The organism is Bacillus andreraoultii (assembly GCF_001244735.1).
GTDB classification, from domain to species: Bacteria; Bacillota; Bacilli; order Bacillales; family Caldibacillaceae; genus Caldifermentibacillus; species Caldifermentibacillus andreraoultii.
In genome coordinates this window covers 1,782,059-1,803,132 of record NZ_LN868937.1, presented here as the reverse complement: position 1 = coordinate 1,803,132, position 21,074 = coordinate 1,782,059, and the positions used below count along the sequence as shown (strand labels likewise).

General features: G+C 38.1%; 15 protein-coding genes and 3 rRNA genes. 4 read left to right on the top strand and 14 right to left on the bottom strand.

Going from position 1 to position 21,074, the window contains the following annotated elements; all coding sequences use genetic code 11:
* Positions 1-3: 3 nt before the first annotated feature.
* Together BN2144_RS13785 and BN2144_RS13780 are read right to left on the bottom strand one after the other, a co-directional pair.
* On the bottom strand, positions 4-657 hold the full coding sequence (locus BN2144_RS13785; protein ID WP_033828824.1) for an ABC transporter permease: 654 nt from the start codon (positions 655-657) through the stop codon (positions 4-6).
* A 16-nt stretch (positions 658-673) separates the two neighbouring features.
* On the bottom strand, positions 674-1,813 hold the full coding sequence (locus BN2144_RS13780) for a betaine/proline/choline family ABC transporter ATP-binding protein (RefSeq protein WP_033828823.1): 1,140 nt from the start codon (positions 1,811-1,813) through the stop codon (positions 674-676).
* Between the two features lie 240 nt (positions 1,814-2,053).
* Between BN2144_RS13780 and BN2144_RS13775 the strand changes: the two genes are divergently transcribed.
* The gene (locus tag BN2144_RS13775) at positions 2,054-2,605 is read left to right on the top strand and encodes a GbsR/MarR family transcriptional regulator (protein ID WP_230199743.1); all 552 of its coding nucleotides are present in this window, start codon (positions 2,054-2,056) and stop codon (positions 2,603-2,605) included.
* Between the two features lie 214 nt (positions 2,606-2,819).
* Here BN2144_RS13775 and BN2144_RS13770 read toward each other — a convergent pair whose 3' ends face one another.
* The 7 genes from BN2144_RS13770 to BN2144_RS13740 all read right to left on the bottom strand — a co-directional run bounded on the left by BN2144_RS13770 (position 2,820) and on the right by BN2144_RS13740 (position 11,610).
* Entirely contained in the window at positions 2,820-3,152 is a 333-nt protein-coding gene (locus BN2144_RS13770) for an ArsR/SmtB family transcription factor (protein WP_033828821.1), read from the bottom strand.
* A gap of 132 nt (positions 3,153-3,284) precedes the next feature.
* The gene (locus BN2144_RS13765) at positions 3,285-5,048 is read right to left on the bottom strand and encodes a SulP family inorganic anion transporter (RefSeq protein WP_230199742.1); all 1,764 of its coding nucleotides are present in this window, start codon (positions 5,046-5,048) and stop codon (positions 3,285-3,287) included.
* A gap of 335 nt (positions 5,049-5,383) precedes the next feature.
* Positions 5,384-6,934 (bottom strand): plasmid pRiA4b ORF-3 family protein, encoded by a 1,551-nt coding sequence (locus BN2144_RS13760; protein WP_050632321.1) that lies wholly within the window; start codon positions 6,932-6,934, stop codon positions 5,384-5,386.
* A gap of 159 nt (positions 6,935-7,093) precedes the next feature.
* Positions 7,094-8,521 carry a multicopper oxidase family protein gene (locus BN2144_RS13755; RefSeq protein WP_082195237.1) on the bottom strand — a complete coding sequence of 476 codons (1,428 nt, stop codon included), beginning with the start codon at positions 8,519-8,521 and terminating at the stop codon, positions 7,094-7,096.
* A 266-nt stretch (positions 8,522-8,787) separates the two neighbouring features.
* Positions 8,788-9,471, bottom strand: coding sequence for a DUF1129 family protein (locus BN2144_RS13750; protein ID WP_033828818.1), 684 nt, complete (start codon positions 9,469-9,471; stop codon positions 8,788-8,790).
* Complete coding sequence (locus BN2144_RS13745; RefSeq protein WP_033828817.1) at positions 9,446-9,799, bottom strand: PadR family transcriptional regulator; 354 nt, start codon at positions 9,797-9,799, stop codon at positions 9,446-9,448. Before BN2144_RS13745 ends, BN2144_RS13750 begins: the two co-directional genes overlap by 26 nt.
* A gap of 497 nt (positions 9,800-10,296) precedes the next feature.
* A complete protein-coding gene (locus BN2144_RS13740; RefSeq protein WP_017550355.1) occupies positions 10,297-11,610 on the bottom strand; it encodes an IS1380-like element ISBco1 family transposase in 1,314 nt (437 codons plus the stop codon).
* A gap of 317 nt (positions 11,611-11,927) precedes the next feature.
* Between BN2144_RS13740 and BN2144_RS13735 the strand changes: the two genes are divergently transcribed.
* Complete coding sequence (locus BN2144_RS13735; protein ID WP_033828816.1) at positions 11,928-12,101, top strand: hypothetical protein; 174 nt, start codon at positions 11,928-11,930, stop codon at positions 12,099-12,101.
* 308 nt (positions 12,102-12,409) lie between these two features.
* A complete protein-coding gene (locus BN2144_RS13730; protein WP_033828815.1) occupies positions 12,410-13,267 on the top strand; it encodes a hypothetical protein in 858 nt (285 codons plus the stop codon).
* A 150-nt stretch (positions 13,268-13,417) separates the two neighbouring features.
* Here BN2144_RS13730 and BN2144_RS13725 read toward each other — a convergent pair whose 3' ends face one another.
* Both BN2144_RS13725 and BN2144_RS13720 read right to left on the bottom strand, forming a co-directional pair.
* Positions 13,418-13,882: a staygreen family protein gene (locus tag BN2144_RS13725; protein ID WP_326564367.1), complete on the bottom strand. Its 465-nt coding sequence runs from the start codon at positions 13,880-13,882 to the stop codon at positions 13,418-13,420.
* Between the two features lie 114 nt (positions 13,883-13,996).
* Positions 13,997-14,878 (bottom strand): NAD-dependent epimerase/dehydratase family protein, encoded by an 882-nt coding sequence (locus BN2144_RS13720; RefSeq protein WP_033828813.1) that lies wholly within the window; start codon positions 14,876-14,878, stop codon positions 13,997-13,999.
* 759 nt (positions 14,879-15,637) lie between these two features.
* Here BN2144_RS13720 and BN2144_RS13715 point away from each other — a divergent pair.
* Positions 15,638-16,579 carry a DNA/RNA non-specific endonuclease gene (locus tag BN2144_RS13715; RefSeq protein ID WP_033828812.1) on the top strand — a complete coding sequence of 314 codons (942 nt, stop codon included), beginning with the start codon at positions 15,638-15,640 and terminating at the stop codon, positions 16,577-16,579.
* A gap of 316 nt (positions 16,580-16,895) precedes the next feature.
* Here the strand turns inward: BN2144_RS13715 and rrf (BN2144_RS13710) are convergent.
* The 3 genes from rrf (BN2144_RS13710) to BN2144_RS13700 form a co-directional block, all read right to left on the bottom strand.
* A 5S ribosomal RNA gene (gene rrf / locus BN2144_RS13710) occupies positions 16,896-17,011 on the bottom strand.
* 913 nt (positions 17,012-17,924) lie between these two features.
* A 5S ribosomal RNA gene (gene rrf / locus BN2144_RS21125) occupies positions 17,925-18,035 on the bottom strand.
* Between the two features lie 100 nt (positions 18,036-18,135).
* Positions 18,136-21,072: ribosomal RNA gene (locus tag BN2144_RS13700) — 23S ribosomal RNA — on the bottom strand.
* Positions 21,073-21,074 lie beyond the last annotated feature (2 nt).

The following is a 21,074-nucleotide window of genomic DNA, read 5'->3' as shown; positions in this document are numbered from 1 at the left end:
TTCCTATACTTGGGCTGTTGTTTTTCGTATTCCTTTCGGTGTTACCCAATTCTCTACTTTTCCTAAAAAAAGATCTGTCAGTAATGCAAGTATTGTCACTGGAATCGCACCGGCAAGAATAAATTCAGGCTTATATAAATTCATCCCACTAAAAATATAATCACCTAATCCACCAGCTCCAATATAAGAGGCGAGTGTTGCCCAACCAATAAGGAAAACAGCGGCTAAACGAATTCCAGACATAATGACCGGGATAGCTAAAGGTAATTCGACAAGGCGAATTCGTTCCCATTCATTCATCCCCATACCAACCCCTGCTTCGATTAAATCTTTTTTCACATCACGTAAACCAATGTATGTATTTCGCAAAATCGGCATAAGTGAATAAAAGAAAAGTGCAACAATAGCAGGTATTATTCCTACACCTAGTAATGGAATAAACAAGGCTAAAATGGCAAAGCTCGGTATTGTTTGCAATACGTTTAACAAACCTAAAATAAAGTTTGCAATTTTTGGTAAACGAGTTAATAAGATACCTAGTGGGATGGCAACTAAAACTCCCGCTACAATAGCAATGAGCGAGATATAAATATGTTCCCACGATTTCAATAGTAGATCCGCTCCATTTTCATTCATAAATGAAATAAAACTATCCAATTTTCCCCCTCCAATGTTATTGCGCAATTCCTTCTGTATCATTTCCCCAAATCGAATCGTAAACAACATCGACCAGATTCGTACGTGTGACAATACCGACTAATCGTCCATCATGGTCGACAACAGGAACATATTTTAGTCCACGTTTTAAAATCGTTTGAATCGTATCTCGCACAAATGTCCCCGTTTCGACTTTTAATATATCCTTCTCAACGACTTCAGCTACGCGACTCGCTTGCGAACGCTTTTGATCAATCATTTCAAAATCAATATAGCCTTCTAATTTATTATTTCGGTTAACAACAAGAAGTGAGTCTACTCGTTTTTGTTTCATTAGACGAATCGCCTCAGATAAAAATACATTTGGTGTAACGGTTACTGGCGCAGGGTTCATTATTTGATCAACCGTTTGTATATGCGGTTGAACTTGAGAAAGTCTTTCCCGTCCGATAAATTCTTCAACAAATTCATTTGCTGGATTTCGTAAAATCTCATCTGGAGTTGCAAACTGTACGATTTCCCCATCTTTCATTATTACAATACGGTCCGCCAATTTTATCGCTTCATCCATATCGTGGGTGACAAATACAATTGTTTTATTCAATTTTTGTTGTAGTTTTTTCAATTCTGTTTGTAATGAATCCCGTGTAATTGGATCAAGCGCACCGAAAGGTTCATCCATTAAAATGAGCGGCTGATCTGCAGCAAGCGCCCGGAGTACACCAATTCGTTGTTGCTGACCACCACTTAATTCACTTGGATAACGATGAAGATAATCGGAAGTCATATTCACTAGAGATAATAATTCGCTCGCACGTTTTTTCTGTTTTTCCAGAGGCCATCTTAGGAGACGTGGAACAAGAGAAATATTTTGTTCAATTGTCATATGGGGAAATAAACCAATTTGTTGGATAACATAGCCAATCTTTCTTCTTAATTCAACTGGATCCATTTCCATAATGTTTTTTTCCTTTAAATAAATTGCTCCTTCTGTCGGTTCAATGAGCCGATTAATCATTTTCATTGTTGTCGTTTTTCCACAACCACTCGGTCCAATGAAACAAATAAACTCTCCTTCATTCATTTGCAAATTCAAATTGTTTACAGCTCGTTTCTGTCCTTTATAAATTTTTGACACATGTTCAAATTTCAGCAAAATTTTGCACCTCCAAAATATTTCCTTAACGGATAATTCTATTGTATAATAAACTTTGTAAAATTAAAAGTTTATAAATTTTATATATTGTATAGTTTATACAAATTGTTTTTATTGCCTTTTTAAAGTATTAATGCTTCTTTTCGATAGGTGCAACAAAGTTCATTTGGTTTTTTTATTAAATATGGTAAATTATTAAAAGTGCATCGTGATATTACAAATAGAGTTGGGGTGAACATGTTGATTGAGGCGGTTCAGCAAAAAATAACACATATTGAGGAAAGGATTATTGAAAATATCGCTGAAAATATGCGGATATTTGGTATACCTGCAACAGTTGGACGAGTTCTTGGTACGATTTATATGAACGGTTCACCAATGACGCTTGATACGCTATCAGAGGCAACCGGATTGAGCAAAACACGTATGAGCCAAGTCGTCCGCGAAATGGTTGAACATAATATTGCTTACAAAGTGTTTGAAAAAGGGGTAAGGAAAGACCTTTATAATGTTGAACACGATTATTACCAAACTTTTATTTCTTTAATCACCTCTAATTGGCAAATGATGATAAAGAAAAATCGCCGAACAGGGAAACTATTTCAAGAAGAACTTCTTTCAATATTGGAACATGAAGAATTAGATGAAACAACTGAACATAAAGTGAATCAATTATTAGAGGAGACAAAAAAATGGCTTGACTATTACGATTGGCTCCACCGGTTCACTGATTTACTTGATAGTGGAGAAATATTCCAATACGTCCCGAAATCAAATAAAAAGAGCCTATAATTTTAGGCTCTTTTTATTTATCGATTGTAGTTACTGACTTATTTTAACAATAAGATAATTATTTCGTACAAAAATCAAGAGACTGTCTGAAAAGCGGATATCCTAAAAATGTGATAATGAAAAATATCGATATATCATGGTTTTGAAACATGAATATGGGCATCCGGAAATCAAAAATACGACTCTCTGGACAACCCCTTGATTTAAATTCTATTTATTCAGCATCACTATTTAATTGATCAAGCAACTGAATCGTATTGACTAAATGGTTATTGAAAATTTGTTTCGCTACACGAAGTAAGTCAACGATTAAAGGATCACGTAATGAATAAATAACCCGATTCCCATCTTTCACCCCAACGACAATATTTTTACTCCGAAGAATCATTAATTGCTGGGATACCGCTGACCCTTCACTACCGATTGCACTTTGGATTTCATTTACACTTTTTTCTCCATCTACTAAAACTTCGAGTATTTTAATTCGAAGTGGGTGTGCCAATGCTTTAAAAAAATCTGATTTAAATGTCTGCATATCTTGGTCCAAATGGCTCCTCTCCTTCATCGAAAATATCACATCCGTATTCTTATATACAATCCTTTTTCATCTCTTTGTTTCGTTGTTCTTTTAACATATTACGAATTGTACAATCATTCTCATCATAAAACAATGGATTTTTTAATATTGCGTCACTGTGGAGTGTGTATGTTCTCGTTCGATTTTACTTTCTTTTGATAACGCATGACATTCATTAAAGGCAAATCGTTTACATCCAGCACATATATCCCGATCAAGTTTTGTAAGTGCATAGTCAATGGCATCTCCCGTATGTGCAAAAAAATTCTCCTCGCCAATTTGATCATATAAACCCATTTTCTGTAAAACTTGTTTCGGTTGCTCTTTTATTCCCGAAATGATGACCGTTCCATTTTTGGAAAAGTGGTTAACAATACTCGAAAAATTTGAAGCCCCTGTCGTATCCATAAACGGAACTTTCCCCATACGGAGAAGTAGTACTTTCGGTTTATAGTTAATTGTATTCATAATCGATTGTTCAAAACTTTGAGCTGCCCCGAAAAAAAGTGGTCCTTCAATATTATAAATACTTATTTGTGGACAAGTACGAGGATTCGGTTCTATTAAACTTTCAATCTTATTATTTTTATGTTCTAAGTTCGGTAAAGCTTTCTTGATTACCATTATATCACTCATTCGTTTAATAAAAATGATAACTGCTAATACAAGACCTGCTTGAACGGCAACCGTTAAATTAATGAAAACAGTTAATAAAAATGTTGTTAGTAATACAAAGGAGTCCCCTGTTTTCGTTTTTAACAGATGAATAAAAACATGACGTTCACTCATATTCCAAGCTACTACCATTAAAATCGGTGCCATACTTGCTAACGGTATTTTCGATGCAAATGGTGCAAATAGAAGCAAAACGATAAGAACAACTACTCCATGAATGATACCAGATAAAGGTGATACCGCTCCACTTTTAATATTCGTTGCTGTACGGGCAATTGCCCCTGTCGCTGGAATACCACCAAATAAAGGTGTAACAATATTCGCAATTCCTTGACCAACTAACTCCCGATTACTGTTATGTTTCTTATTCGTCATTCCATCCGCAACAACAGCTGATAATAGCGATTCAATTGCTCCTAAAATGGCAATAACAAACGCCGGTTTCATAAGCAGTTGGATTTTTTCAAACGTCACTTCTGGAAAATGGAAACTCGGCAATTGACTTGGAATTCCTCCGTAAGTTGAGCCAATTGTCGCCACCTTACTTGGGAAAAAGAATGAAGCAACAAGTGTCGAAACAACGAGACCAATTAACGGACCTGGCACTTTTGGAAACAGCTTTGGCGTTAACATAATCATGAGGAAACAAATGAAAGCTGTCAATATACTAAATAAATTAATTGAGCAGATATGCAGCCAAATTTCTTTTACATTATCAATAAAGTATTCTTGATTCTTCACTCCTGAAAGCCCAAGAAAATTAGGAATTTGTCCAACAAAAATGATTACGGCTATCCCAGTTGTAAACCCGATTGTTACCGGTCGAGGAATATACTTTATAAGTGAACCAAGTTTAAAAATCCCCATTAATAATAAAATAATCCCTGCCATAAATCCAGCTATGAGTAAGTTTTCAAACCCATACGTAATAACAACTCCGAATAAAATTGGAATAAACGCCCCAGTTGGCCCACCAATTTGGAATCGTGAACCTCCGAAAAGTGATATTAAAATCCCTGCAATGATAGTCGTATAAATCCCATGTTCAGGTTTTACCCCTGAAGCAATGGCAAACGCCATCCCGAGAGGAATTGCGATAACACCGACGATTAATCCCGATATGAAATCTTTTTGAAAATCTTGTAGCGAGTAACTTTCAAATCGCTCGCTGAAAAGCAACTTGTTAAACAACTCCATCATCCTCTTATATTTATATATTTAAATATTTGAATATACATATCCCATCATATCATATGTTGATAAATTGTCAAAAAATAAAATTAATAGGATGATTGATTTATATATGTATTCGATTGAAACAAAAAGACTTCTAGACTTCTAGAATATAAGCAACATTCATTGAGACCAAATGAAAAAAGCTTAGAGATTAACTCTCTAAGCAATGTTCTTCCATGATCGATTTAAGTTTATACGTGAGTGGTTTGGCAACACACGAACCACAATAAGAACCTCGAATTTCCTCATCGATTTTAGCCGTATCAAAAATTCAACAGAAAACGCTAATCTTAATGTGCCATCATTCTTTCCAATTCTTCCCGAGCATTTTCAAACAATGGTAATTGCTCAACAACGAGAAGGTTAATATTCAACTTTTTCGCGACTGGTTTAATGAAATTCTCGGTTTCTTCTGTTATCCAAAGCTCCCGTGGAATTCCATTTAATTGTTTTACTAATTCAACGACCGACTGTTGGAGTATACTAGCTAAGTCCTCTGTAGGATCCCCTGTCAAATAATGATACACAATTATTTGTTTTCTTCTATCAAGGCCAAGAATCAGTTTAGGATAAAATGGCCGATCACTTGGTTGAATTTGCGTTGGAAAAAAGATATATTCACAACCGAACTCAACCGGAGCATTAAATTTCTTATATTGATGTTTTAATTGTTGTAGTTCTAACTCATTTACAAGTAGTGAACTTTCTTCAAGTGTTTCCGTTTTTGTTTCCTCATCTATGGAAGCTGAAAAGTAGTTAACAGTACCGGGTTCAAGCAAAGTAGAATCTTCATAAGCTGAAGTAACAATCGGTATTAATTGCCGAAGTACGACTGATAGTAAACGAGCCTCTTCCTCATCTAATAGCCACGGAAAATAACCTGGTTTAAAACTTCGAAACTGAATCCATTGCTTTTTTCCACGATACGTACGGCCATATTGTTTTAAAAGATCAACATCAAATTCTTCAAGCTCATTACGGTCAGTAAAATATAACGAAATTCCTCGTAATCGTAAAAAGTCGTGTTTATCTTTTATTTGTTCATTAAAAAGATTCATCAAATAGTGATAACCTTCTTGTCCAATAAATATAGACAGTCCATATTCAATATCGGCCCCACCTAATACAGAACAATACATATTTTCCCTTGTGACCGGGTCTTGAATCACAACAATTTGATCATCATCAATCCATTTCCATGGTGCTAAATTTTTATATTCCTCTGCTAAATCGATAAGCTCTTCCCACGTTGAACCGTTGTGAGTGTCCTCTCGGATATGAAAAACATCGTCTTCATCAAACATACTTTGGACACTTCGACCAGTAAACTCTTCTTCTAGTTCTTCATTAATATCAGCCATGACCTGTTTTGAATCCACTTCATCCGTAATAATCCCTGTCTGCAAATATATATAACGACTATTCTCTTCTGGTACATCACGCATGACTTTTGTACAACGCGGGTAATAAACACCTTCTTTCTCTTCGCTAATTTTTTCTAACAAAACTTCATGCTCCCAGTCATCACCAAAATCATATGTATAAAAGATGCGATCTTTTTCTTTTATTAGTATGTCTTTTAATTGAAGATCTCGTTCATTATATTTATGAGGGGTAAAAGCTTCTTCTTCCTCTAACTCAGGACCAATAGAATAATAGTCATCCATTAAGACAGAATTACTTTTTCTAATACTAAATGCATGCAAATGACTATTATACCAATGGAATGCAATTTGAATGACTTTATGTAAATCATAAAAAGACGCTGTGTCTCGTATCTCAATCCGACGCCAAACTGGTGGTTTACTTTCTTTTAACATAACTTTCAGTTGATAGATCATCACTTCAACACCTTTATTAAATTTTACCAATTATAATTTTGTCTACATTATAGCATAAATTCTTAAAATTCATACCTATAAAAATAGAAAAAGACCGCTGTGTAAATACACAAACGGTCTCCATATAATAGATATTAGTTTAAGCTTTGATCAAGGAAATTACTCAACTAGGAACTGACCCATCATCCCAGCATCTTCGTGTTCAAGGATGTGACAATGATACATAAACGTTCCCTTGTTTTCAAACTTCGCGATAACCGTAACATTTTCACCTTGCTGGACAATAAACGTATCTTTCCAACCCGCTTCATTTGCCTTTGGTCGTTTTCCTTTTCGTTCAATAATTTGGAACTGAACGCCATGGGCATGGAAAGGATGCTGCATATTTGTATAGTTGTTTATCTTCCAAACTTCAATGCTGCCATAGTTAATTTTCTCATCAATTCGGTCCATATCCATTTGTTTTCCATTAATACTAACACCCGAACCCATTCCTTGAAAAATAAATTCCCTTGTTTTCACAGCCTCTTTCGGATTCAGTTTATCAATAGTAGTTAACTTCCTTGGTACTGAGTAAACTTCCTTTTGTGTACCGTTCACGACAAAGTTAAGAAACGCGATATCATTATTTAATAGACGAACAGTATCTCCACTTTTCATCGTCGAAAAATCAACTAGAATTTCTGCCCGTTCACCAGGACTAAGTTCTAATTTTGTTATTTTAACCGGTTTTTCAAGGAAGCCTCCATCACTTGCAATTTGGTAAAATGGTTGGTTATTTTCAACATGAAGTTGATAAACACTAGCATTTGATCCGTTTAACACACGTAATCTTACTAGCCCTTTTGGAACTTCCGTAGATGGATTTACCGCTCCGTTAACAAGAATCGTATCACCTAACATCCCTTTCATCGTGTCACGCATTTTCATTGTATAGTCAAACTGTCCATTTTTATCGAAGCGACGATCTTGTATAATAAGAGGAATGTCATCAAACCCGTAATCACTTGGGAGATGTAATGATTCTGAAACTTCATCTTCTATCATAAAAAGACCCGCCAATCCACGATACACTTGTTCGCCAGTTTTATGCGAATAATGGGGGTGAAACCATAATGTCGCAGCCGGTTGATTGACTGTAAACTGCGGGTTCCACGTATCCCCTGGCTCAATAACATTATGCGGGCCACCATCAGCCTCTCCATCGACTTTTAAACCATGCCAATGAAGTGTTGTCGGTTCAGATAAGTTGTTTTTTACTTTCACCGACACTTCCACGCCACGATGAACCCGAATCGCTGGACCTAAGTAATTCCCATTATAACCAAATGTCTCCGTCTTTCTCCCATCAATAAATTCCGTCATTCCTTTTTGAGCTGTAATCGTAAATGCAGCTTTTGATGGGTCTGGATCTTCATCTTCCAAAATTTCTGGTATTGGTAAAGATTGCTTTCCCATTGCATAGGATTCATTATTCGTCTTTATCGTTGATGAACCAAGATAGCCGATATGAAAAAGTATATATATAACAATGCCAATTATTGCTAAGACGCCTATAGTAATTAGTAACCAATGTTTCTTTTTCAAAACAATGCCTCCTGATAAGAAAGTTAACGATGTTCGTTATAGTGAAAAACTATATTTATATATCATTCTACCATATTATTATTTCGTTAATAAAATCACATTTGACAAAGTATTGAAACGTCTATGTTCAGTAGATAAAAAAGTGAATGGTTCTCTCAAAGATAAAGAGCCATCCCTAATTATTTAGGAAAGACTCAAGTTTTATATATTATCATGTTTTCATAAACTCTATCGTTACTCTCTATGTCAGATGTTTTTTGCTTGCACTATGAAAAATGCTTTTTTACTACACGAGCAATACCCCAAAAGATAGCACCTACGACAAGAGACATATACCATGGGAAAAAGAATTTCGGTCCAAGATCTGGCAGAAAACGAGCTGCTAAAATGACAAGTGCCATCCCTGTACCCGCTGCTAATCCGACTTTCATACTATCTTTCCACTTTCCTTTTTTTCCGTTTTCAAATTGAAATAAGGAAGCTTTTATCGTATGAAAAATTACTGAAATGACAATGGCGATAAATAATAAAATGACGAAGCCAATCAATAGTATTGTGACAGGAAAAACATGTTCATTTACTTCAACAAAAGGAATTAAAATACCAAGTATGACTCCCCGAATGACAAGAGAAATACCTAGTATGTTAATTATAATTTGTGCGTAAAAAGGGACAGTATTTCTCATATCTTCTCGTGATAATTGATTAATAATTTCATCGGCAAAACCTTTTGGGTCATCACCAAAAATTTCTCGAGCACTCTTTCCCTCATTTTGACCATCAATCAAGTGGTCCAACAACTCCATTAGCACTTCCTCTGACTGCTGTTCGGAAAGTTGAAATTGAAGTCGTATATACACCATTAAATCAGAATAATATTGTTCATTTTCTTTTGTTAACAGCGTTCTTTTCTCATTATTTTGTTCAATTAAGTTTTTCACACTTGACATCTTTTTCCCTCCGATTGAATAATGTTTGGACAGGTGTAGCAATTTTCTCCCACTCTTCTGCAATTACATTCAGCGCTTCCTCCCCAACTTGTGTCAAAAAATAATATTTCCGATTTGGTCCAGACTCTGATGGTCGCATCTCCCCACGAATATAGCCATTTTTTTGAAGCCGCAATAATACTGGATAAATCGTCCCTTCACTCACATCTAATAGCCCAGCATCCTGAAGTTTCTTTGACAATTCATATCCATACACAGGTTCTTTTTCAATAACAGCTAAAATACATCCATCTAAAACTCCTTTTAATAACTGACTTTTTAAAGACATAAGCCCCTCCTTCTAGCAGCACTATATGGTTAAACAAGATAGCAAAGGGTAAAAAACCGATACAAATTCCTTGTAAGTATTCGGCAATGCAAGATACTAGAATAAAGTTATGAATACCGGTTTATATCTGTTTCCCATCCTTTTTTGAGACTAAGCCAAGGTATTCAAACACGAAAACAAAAATGTGTTTTATTGACTATCTTGTTTTACAAAATACCCTTTAAATTAGTTTATTGTATTTATTCAAACATGTCAATACGCTAAACAACTATAATTCACCTTCAACCGGTTAAAAATTTCTACCCTGAAATATTCATAGCTACAAATCCCATTTGATAAAATTTGTTAAATTAGTTGAACATAACGGTATTTAATTAAGAACCGTAGCCAATTCATAAAATAACTGAATTTTCAATAGAACAACTCTGGTATTTTGGGCATACTTCCCCCTTGACTGAAAAATTTATTTTTTTCAGTTATGAGAAGTATTCTATTGGTCATTCCAATTGTAGTTTTTGAATTCGATTCAGTACATCCCAAAAGAAATTTTGATACACAAAACTCGATGATAGTTTGAAGTAAAGGGATCTGCCTGATTTCACGACTTTACTTGCCGCTTTAATTAACCGAGTACGTATCGTATCAATTTGCATAGTTTTTTGACCTTCCGGAAAACAAAGAGTTCGTAACCAATTGGTCAAATTATATGCAAGAAGTGTTAACATCATTTTTACTTCGTTCACTAGAAAAGCGTGGCTATTCATATGATCAAAGTAAAAGCCATTTTTTGCTTCTTTGATATAGTTTTCCATCGTCCCTCTTTTTTGATAAGCTCGGACGATATCTTGAGGAAAAGCTAATTCAAAGTTAGTAACAAAAAAGGAATGGGTAAAGAACAGCTCACCTGCAGGACGTACCGATTGAATAATCACCCTTCTTGGTTTTGACCATGATTTTGCTTGGTAAATCGTTTCTTCATAATAGGTTTCCGTCTTGGAAACATCTAAAGGTGCGGAAGAAGGATGGTATTCCTTCGCTAAACTTTGTAGTTGTGAATTCGATTTCAACCGAATAATATACAAAACAGATTCTTCTTCACACAGATCGTATAATCCCGGAACAGCAAACCCACTATCTCCACGAAGAAACAGGGTAGTTTCCGGAAACATTTCGTTATAATGTTTAATGAGAGGCCGAATAAATTCCACCACACCATTTGATGTATAAACATTTCCGGGACGGAGTTGTGCTTTCAAAAAGTCACCAGTCGCACCATCAAAGGCGACTAATGGATGAAAACCCATCGTGCCATAATGAGTATTATATGACGAAGATTCTTGGTCCCCATATGTATCCGAATGAGTCGAATCCAAGTCGATAAATAACTCTTTCGATTGTCGAAAACAATGAATCTTATCAAGCATTTCTTGGTTAGCCAGATTTAATTGTTCAATTGAATCTTTATCAAATCGTGTATAAAAGCGAGACAAACTGGGCTGGGAAGCAAGTGTTGGAGTTTCAATGATTTCCTTAAACACAGGATCATGAGTCAACTGATCAGCCGCATCATCTTCCGCATACCCGGCAATGATTTGATAGACTTTTTGACGTAACAAGTTTTCATTTGAATGAAGATAATATTTCCTTGAATCGTTAAGTCTCAAGTACTTAACTAAAGTCTTTGAAAAACCAATTTTTTCATCGAATTCTCTAAAAAGAAACTCACCTGTATCGGAGGAAAGAGAACCTCCATCATTTGACAATTTAATTTTATGATTGAAATCAAGTGTTTTTTGCGTTAAAGTAACCATATAAAGAGTCCTTTCTGTTTGGTTTTTGTTTTGGTTACTTTAACTTTAACAGAAATGGATTCTTTTTTCATTTTTTTAATGAATTACAATAAAGCCGAAAAGGCTTGGTAATCCATAAGTTATAATAAGTTTCTGAATTTCTGTGAATAATTCAGGTCTACTTATATTTTTTCATACATATTTGGCAATCGTTATAGATAAATAAGTTAAAAAATTTTTTCAAAACAGATCCGGTACACATAATTTCATCCCTTTTTGGCATATTAAAAAAGGTGCATATTTTCTACACCGACTAACTATGATGTGGAGGGATTCGCTTGAACATTCGTGAAGGCTTAATTCCAACCGTACTCGGTTCTGCTGTAACAGCGACTGTTTATGCTCTGAAACAAAGAACCGGAACGAATAAAACAGTGGCCAATACTGTTTTTGGTTTCGGTTTAGCACATATTGTTTTAGGAGCAATTGATCTCGTGCAACATCGTAGTTAGGATAACAAGGCGAGTATCCATCGTGCTCGCCTTTATTTTTATAAATAAGCTCGCTACAAATAAAAATTTTACAAACGAAGAAGGATTTTATTCATTCGTGTTGAAATTAAACATTAGCATTATCTTCTTTTTACACTTTTCCCCTACTACTTATCACTTCGTCCCCTGCACTATGAAAAACATTCTATGAAAACTTTCATTTTTATCCTAGCAATTGTCTACTTTTTTCTCTGAAAATTTTCCCAGATGTAAGTGGAATTGTCGCTTTTGAAATGAATAAATTTGTAATGGAGGTTTTTATCAATCTAATGAAGAAACTAGTTTTTTGTGATTGTGGTAGTAAGAAACCACTTGATGTATGTTGTGCACCTCAAGTGAGAGTAAGAGAAATTCCCTTACTTCATCCAAAAGAACATAAAGACTTTTTAAGAAAACTTTATATAAGCTCCCAGTTTCAATTACGATATCGTGGATTATTAGAATTTTATGGAGATGATTTAATACAGTATAAACTGGAAAAGCCAAAGTGCAAAAAGCGAAATGAGTTCCTTTACATCTTTGGGAATTATTTAACATACTTTTTAGAAGATGTGAAACTTGCATCGTGGTTAGATATAGATGAAACTTTTTGGAAAGAATTCTTGTTTCTTTATTACCCAACTTGCATAAATCCGACTAGAGAGGAAGCCGAAGTAGAAGGATTCTTATCAGAGCTGAAAAATTTTGTCCATTGGCTCGACAAAAAACATCGTATCAATTGGTTTCCTTTTGTTGACTCCTTCCTGAAACAATCCGATTCGGAATTAATACATTGTGAACAAATATTAAAAGAATTATATCAACAGCAGCATAAACATATTTACGAAAAAAATTGGAGTCCGACCGAAGATTTAAATAAAATAAAGGATTCTATAAAAAGTTTCCAAGATAGTTTAACGAGTGTCTATGAAGTTACACAAATGGAAGAATCATTAACGGTACTAACCGATGTGAATACGAATAGAACATACACGGTTACAGGTCTTATTAATGAACCAATCGTCCCGAATATGTTCATACGAGGTATTATTGCAAAAAATAAAAATGAACTATTTTGGAATTGGCTGTATACTTTTACTGTTTTTCCAAAAAGAACAAGAGAATATCTTAATCATGTAATATTATAAGTTAATAGTATTTCACCAAGACAAATTAACCCCAGTGACACATGTATTGACAATTTACAACGCTCAGATATTTCTGGGCGTTTTTCACTTCAAATTTCCGTCGACAATAATTTGATTTCCTAAGGGCATTTAGTTAAGAACCAAAACCAATCAAAATAGAGAATAATCACGAAAGATTCCCCAAATTTCTTGTCTAGCTAGAGATGGATTTGCGGAAATAAAATGAACGATGACTGAGGCATCATCTAGAGATGGGTATATATGGAATAATGACCGATCACCATATCGAATGGCGGTCAACGCAAGAGGTAATTCACGTCTAAAAATTTCATTCCGTTTTTTGGCTGTAACTAGATCGTACTCCCCTTGATCAATATATAAATGAACATAATAATACAAAGAATTGTCCTTTAATCGCCACTCTCCCACCACTTCATCACGCATTGAATTGATTTTGTCTAAAGCAATACCACTGCCGATAGTTAAAAACAAATCTCCTGTCGTATCCGAGTGTGTTAATGTATAGCATCTAGGAATTATCGGCTTAAAAGGAGTAATATCATCTCTGTACTCCACATAAAGCTTTCCTGGATTAAATTTACTCAAGCAATCCACTCCAAACCGTTTTTCTTTAAACTGTATGCAGATTATTAATGGTCCATTCAGAAAACGACTAAATTACATAATGAAAGTGGAAAACCGTACGAGCTCCCCACTTTCACTTCCACTCTATATTCCTTTTGCAATCGACTCCACTAATGGCTTTAACCAATCATCCAAATTGGAAAAATAATATCCTGCTTTTGTCGCTTTCTCGTTCGACATATACCACGAATCAAAAATAGCGTAAGGCGATCCATTATCTTCATCCATATCAAACGTAATTTTCGCCTTTTTCCCGATAGTCTCTTCCACTAATTTTATAAGGTTAGCCAAGGAAATCTTCCCATTCGCTTGTGCATTATACGGTCCATTCACCACATCTGTAAATCCAGCCCATTTTATAAAATTAGCGGCCTCCGTTGCTAAAATAAAGGACATTTCAGCTTCCATATTGACAAAGCCAATTACTTCCTCCTTCGCAATACGCTCCACATGGAAATGTAGGCGACGCGTATAATCATCCTCTCCCATTACAATTGGAATCCGAACCGATACAACAGGGAAATCTGCATATTTATAAAAAACAGCCTCCGCTTGACGTTTCCCCTCTCTATAGGAAAAATCCGAACGATTGCCCATCTGAAGTTCATAATGGTAAGGATCAAAATCTTCCTCCCTTTTCACATTTCCATCGACATCATATACAGAAAGCGTTGAAGTAAAAATTAGTTTACCAATTTTCCAGTTAAATACATCACAAAACGCATGCGCTTCGTTAGGAGAATAACAAATATTGTCATATACAATATCAAAAGTTCGCCCGTCAAATTTTGCTGCAAATTCTTTTTTGTTCCTTCGATCAACTGTAATATGCTCCACCCGATTACCAAACGGATTCCCGGACTTCCCGCGAGTAACAATCGTAACATGGTGCCCTTCTTCAAGCAAAAGTTCCACCAACTTCTGTCCGAAAAACCGTGTTCCACCTAACACCAGTATATTTTTCATTAAGGGACCCCCTCTTTAAATAACTTTGACAACGGATTATATTCATTAATTCTAGAAAAGAGAATCAAATCCTACTTTATCTTGTTTTACAAAGAGATTCATAATGGTAGAGATTTATAATTAGATTAACCTGATATATCAACGATTGTGTGAAAACAGATTCATTTTCCCGTTATTTTACGTTCGTGATTGTTTCACCCTCATTTGAGTGACCACATATTGTCCGAAAAACCATTAATCGGAAGGGCTCAAAGGTTATTAACAATTATAATAGTCCCCCTCACTTCGCTTTTCTTTTTCTACCAACAAGAGGAAGTTCTTAAGAGCGAAAATGTTGGAGTTATTTTCACCGTTATCCGTTTATAATTCTGGAAAGACAACAACAAATTGTACATATGGGGAAACTAATGCTAGTTTTACTACACAAAAAAATAATGTTAGTATATAAATACATACGAACATACGATGGCTACAGAAGACAATAGTGAACGAATATATTATCGATAAATAAAGGTGAGAGGAAAATAAGCGAATAAACACAGTGAATGCATGTAACAATCTGTACAAGTGATTAACATCCATCAAACACATAGGGAGAAATTTAGAACGGCTGTTTGTTTTAAAAAATCATTCAGTTGCAATTTAAAACGATATTAGCCTTTATTGAAATATTATACTTTACTTCGAATTGTTATTCTAATTTTATATTCCGTGATTCATAGAATGAACACTATAAAACTATTCTAGGAGAGTCGTAAAATGAAAAAGAAAATATACTATTTAATTTTACTTTTATCAATCATCTTTATAGTTGGTTGTACCAATGTAGAAGATGCATCCCTTCTAAATGATAAAACAAATTCACAAGAAGTCACAACAGTTGAAACAAAACAAAATAATGAAGAAGAAACTACAGTTGCTGATGAACCAGTAGTAAAAGAAACACCAACCCAATCAAGCACAGAGCAGTTCTCAGGATACAAACTCATTGAAGTTGAAGGTGGCGACTTATCTGGACATCGAGAACCTAACGTCGTCGTTGACATTGGTTATGGCAATCGTCAATATTGGGCATTTACAAATGAGTACGGACAGCTTGTACGTGTCATTGCTGATGAAATTATTCTCCAGGATGACAATAACGAACCCGTAACATCGTCTGGCAGATACTATTCTGATGAGGCTAAGGTTCCTGGTGTTGAAAGTGATGTTTTAGATGAGGGACATATTATTGCGGATTCACTTGGAGGGGTATCGAATGCTTATAATATTACCCCACAAAATAGTACGCTTAATCGGCATGGTGATCAAGCTTATATGGAAGACAATATCCGTAAAGCAGGTGGGGCTACTAATTTTGAAGCGATTATTACCTATCCAAACACTGAAACGCAGATTCCTTCACATTATCAGTACACCTATACTTTAATGGGTAAAGAAATCGTTGATAAATTTGACAATGTGAACCCTGATGAAATAAATGCGTCACTCGGTTTAACAGGGAATGGACCAACCGATTCAACTAGTTCAAAAACAGGTTCAAGTACAAACCATGATATTTCTAATGTTGATACAAACGGTAATGGACAGGTGACGATCAAAGAAGCAAAAGCAGCAGGATTCAGTATGCCAATTACGAGAGATCATTGGTTGTACCCATATATGGACGATCGTGATAACGACGGTATGGTAGGTGAGTAAGACCATTGGTTTTTTTGAGGTAAAATAAACGATTAAAAAAACATCGTCCTCCTCGTAGGACGATGTTTTTATCAAAATTTCCGTATGGTTTTCGAACAGGAACAACCGTGGTTAATGGTCATATAATCTAAATTTGTATGGTAATAATATAATTATTTTCCACTTGCAAGTGCTTTAGTGGAAAGTTATTCTATAACAAAGATTGAGACTTTCACTTTTTTCAAGATCATTAACGTAGTAAATCTACTTAATATTTGTTTAAAAAATATTAAGTAGATAAAAAAAAGACAGTGAATTTTCACTGTCTTTTTACTATGCCCGGCAACGTCCTACTCTCACAAAGGCAAGGCCTTCATTACCATCGGCGCTGAGAAGCTTAACTGCTGTGTTCGAGATGGGAACAGGTGTGACCTTCTCGCCATTATTACCGAGCCTACTTCCTCGAAAATACATCTCTGCAGGCTTGCGACGAGCTGAGGAACTACATCCTTGATAACTACGGCGCAGGAGCAGACATATTATTATTAGAAAATAATTACTTTAGTATAAGAGAAATTTTTCATTCTCTCAAAACTAGATAAAGTAAGGATATATACCGATTATTTCTTGATTCAATTAGGTTAAGTCCTCGAACGATTAGTATCCGTCAGCTCCACACGTCACCGTGCGTCCACCTCGGACCTATCAACCTTGTCATCTTCAAGGGTTCTTACTTAGATAAACTAATGGGAAATCTCATCTTGAGGGGGGCTTCATGCTTAGATGCTTTCAGCACTTATCCCTTCCGCACATAGCTACCCAGCGATGCCTTTGGCAAGACAACTGGTACACCAGCGGTGCGTCCATCCCGGTCCTCTCGTACTAAGGACAGCTCCTCTCAAATTTCCTACGCCCACGACGGATAGGGACCGAACTGTCTCACGACGTTCTGAACCCAGCTCGCGTACCGCTTTAATGGGCGAACAGCCCAACCCTTGGGACCGACTACAGCCCCAGGATGCGATGAGCCGACATCGAGGTGCCAAACCTCCCCGTCGATGTGGACTCTTGGGGGAGATAAGCCTGTTATCCCCGGGGTAGCTTTTATCCGTTGAGCGATGGCCCTTCCATGCGGAACCACCGGATCACTAAGCCCGACTTTCGTCCCTGCTCGACTTGTAGGTCTCGCAGTCAAGCTCCCTTATGCCTTTGCACTCTACGAATGATTTCCAACCATTCTGAGGGAACCTTTGGGCGCCTCCGTTACCTTTTAGGAGGCGACCGCCCCAGTCAAACTGCCCACCTGACACTGTCTCCCGCCCGGATAACGGGCGAAGGTTAGAATTTCAATACAGCCAGGGTAGTATCCCAAGGGCGCCTCCATGGAAGCTNGGCCTTCACTACCATCGGCGCTGAGAAGCTTAACTTCCGTGTTCGAGATGGGAACGGGTGTGACCTTCTCGCCATGATCACCGGACTATTTAAAACAACAATATGTATTATAATAGGTTGTTTTAGAAAATGCAAGAGAAATTTTCATTCTCTCAAAACTAGATAACGTAAGGCAAACTATTAATTAGGTTAAGTCCTCGAACGATTAGTATCCGTCAGCTCCACACGTCACCGTGCGTCCACCTCGGACCTATCAACCTTGTCATCTTCAAGGGTTCTTACTTAGATAAACTAATGGGAAATCTCATCTTGAGGGGGGCTTCATGCTTAGATGCTTTCAGCACTTATCCCTTCCGCACATAGCTACCCAGCGATGCCTTTGGCAAGACAACTGGTACACCAGCGGTGCGTCCATCCCGGTCCTCTCGTACTAAGGACAGCTCCTCTCAAATTTCCTACGCCCACGACGGATAGGGACCGAACTGTCTCACGACGTTCTGAACCCAGCTCGCGTACCGCTTTAATGGGCGAACAGCCCAACCCTTGGGACCGACTACAGCCCCAGGATGCGATGAGCCGACATCGAGGTGCCAAACCTCCCCGTCGATGTGGACTCTTGGGGGAGATAAGCCTGTTATCCCCGGGGTAGCTTTTATCCGTTGAGCGATGGCCCTTCCATGCGGAACCACCGGATCACTAAGCCCGACTTTCGTCCCTGCTCGACTTGTAGGTCTCGCAGTCAAGCTCCCTTATGCCTTTGCACTCTACGAATGATTTCCAACCATTCTGAGGGAACCTTTGGGCGCCTCCGTTACCTTTTAGGAGGCGACCGCCCCAGTCAAACTGCCCACCTGACACTGTCTCCCGCCCGGATAACGGGCGAAGGTTAGAATTTCAATACAGCCAGGGTAGTATCCCAAGGGCGCCTCCATGGAAGCTAGCGCTCCCATATCTCAGGCTCCTACCTATCCTGTACAAGCTGTACCAAAATTCAATATCAGGCTACAGTAAAGCTCCACGGGGTCTTTCCGTCCTGTCGCGGGTAACCTGCATCTTCACAGGTACTATAATTTCACCGAGTCTCTCGTTGAGACAGTGCCCAGATCGTTACGCCTTTCGTGCGGGTCGGAACTTACCCGACAAGGAATTTCGCTACCTTAGGACCGTTATAGTTACGGCCGCCGTTTACTGGGGCTTCAATTCGAAGCTTCGCATGAAGCTAACCTCTCCTCTTAACCTTCCAGCACCGGGCAGGCGTCAGCCCCTATACTTCGCCTTGCGGCTTTGCAGAGACCTGTGTTTTTGCTAAACAGTCGCCTGGGCCTATTCACTGCGGCTCTCTCGGGCTTAACACCCTATCAGAGCACCCCTTCTCCCGAAGTTACGGGGTCATTTTGCCGAGTTCCTTAACGAGAGTTCTCTCGCTCACCTTAGGATTCTCTCCTCGCCTACCTGTGTCGGTTTGCGGTACGGGCACCCAGATTCATCGCTAGAAGCTTTTCTCGGCAGTGTGAAATCAGGAACTTCGGTACTATATTTCCCTCGCCATCACAGCTTGAGTACTCGGTCATAAGGATTTGCCTCATGACCACTCTTACTGCTTGGACGCGCTAATCCAACAGCGCGCTTACCCTATCCTCCTGCGTCACTCCATCACTCAAGCGAATCTAAGGTGGTACAGGAATATCAACCTGTTGTCCATCGCCTACGCCTTTCGGCCTCAGCTTAGGTCCCGACTAACCCTGAGAGGACGAGCCTTCCTCAGGAAACCTTAGGCATTCGGTGGATGGGATTCTCACCCATCTTTCGCTACTCATACCGGCATTCTCACTTCTAAACGCTCCACCAGTCCTCACGGTCTAGCTTCAACGCATTTAGAACGCTCTCCTACCACAGACATCAAAGATGTCTGTCCGCAGTTTCGGTGATACGTTTAGCCCCGGTACATTTTCGGCGCAGAGTCACTCGACCAGTGAGCTATTACGCACTCTTTAAATGGTGGCTGCTTCTAAGCCAACATCCTGGTTGTCTAAGCAACTCCACATCCTTTTCCACTTAACGTATACTTTGGGACCTTAACTGGCGGTCTGGGCTGTTTCCCTTTCGACTACGGATCTTAGCACTCGTAGTCTGACTCCCAAGAATAAGTATTTGGCATTCGGAGTTTATCTGAATTCGGTAACCCGATGAGGGCCCCTAGTCCAAACAGTGCTCTACCTCCAATACTCTTATCTTGAGGCTAGCCCTAAAGCTATTTCGGAGAGAACCAGCTATCTCCAAGTTCGATTGGAATTTCACCCCTACCCACACCTCATCCCCGCACTTTTCAACGTACGTGAGTTCGGGCCTCCAGTAAGTGTTACCTTACCTTCACCCTGGACATGGGTAGATCACCTGGTTTCGGGTCTACGTCCCATTACTCATTCGCCCTATTCAGACTCGCTTTCGCTACGGCTCCGGTTACTACCTTAACCTCGCAATGAAACGTAACTCGCCGGTTCATTCTACAAAAGGCACGCCATCACACATAATTGTGCTCTGACTACTTGTAGGCACACGGTTTCAGGTACTCTTTCACTCCCCTCCCGGGGTGCTTTTCACCTTTCCCTCACGGTACTGGTTCACTATCGGTCACTAGGGAGTATTTAGCCTTGGGAGATGGTCCTCCCAGCTTCCGACGGAATTTCACGTGTTCCGCCGTACTCAGGATCCACTCAAGAGAGAACGAAGTTTTGATTACAGGGTTTTTACCTTCTCTGACGAACCTTTCCAGGTTACTTCATCTACTTCGTTCTTTTGTAACTCCGTATAGAGTGTCCTACAACCCCAAGAGGCAAGCCTCTTGGTTTGGGCTCTTCCCGTTTCGCTCGCCGCTACTTAGGGAATCGATCATTTTCTTTCTCTTCCTCCAGGTACTTAGATGTTTCAGTTCCCTGGGTGTGCCATCCTTATCCTATGAATTCAGATAAGGATACTGTCCCATTACAGACAGTGGGTTTCCCCATTCGGAAATCTCCGGATCAAAGCTTACTTACAGCTCCCCGAAGCATATCGGTGTTAGTCCCGTCCTTCATCGGCTCCTAGTGCCAAGGCATCCACCGTGCGCCCTTTCTAACTTAACCTT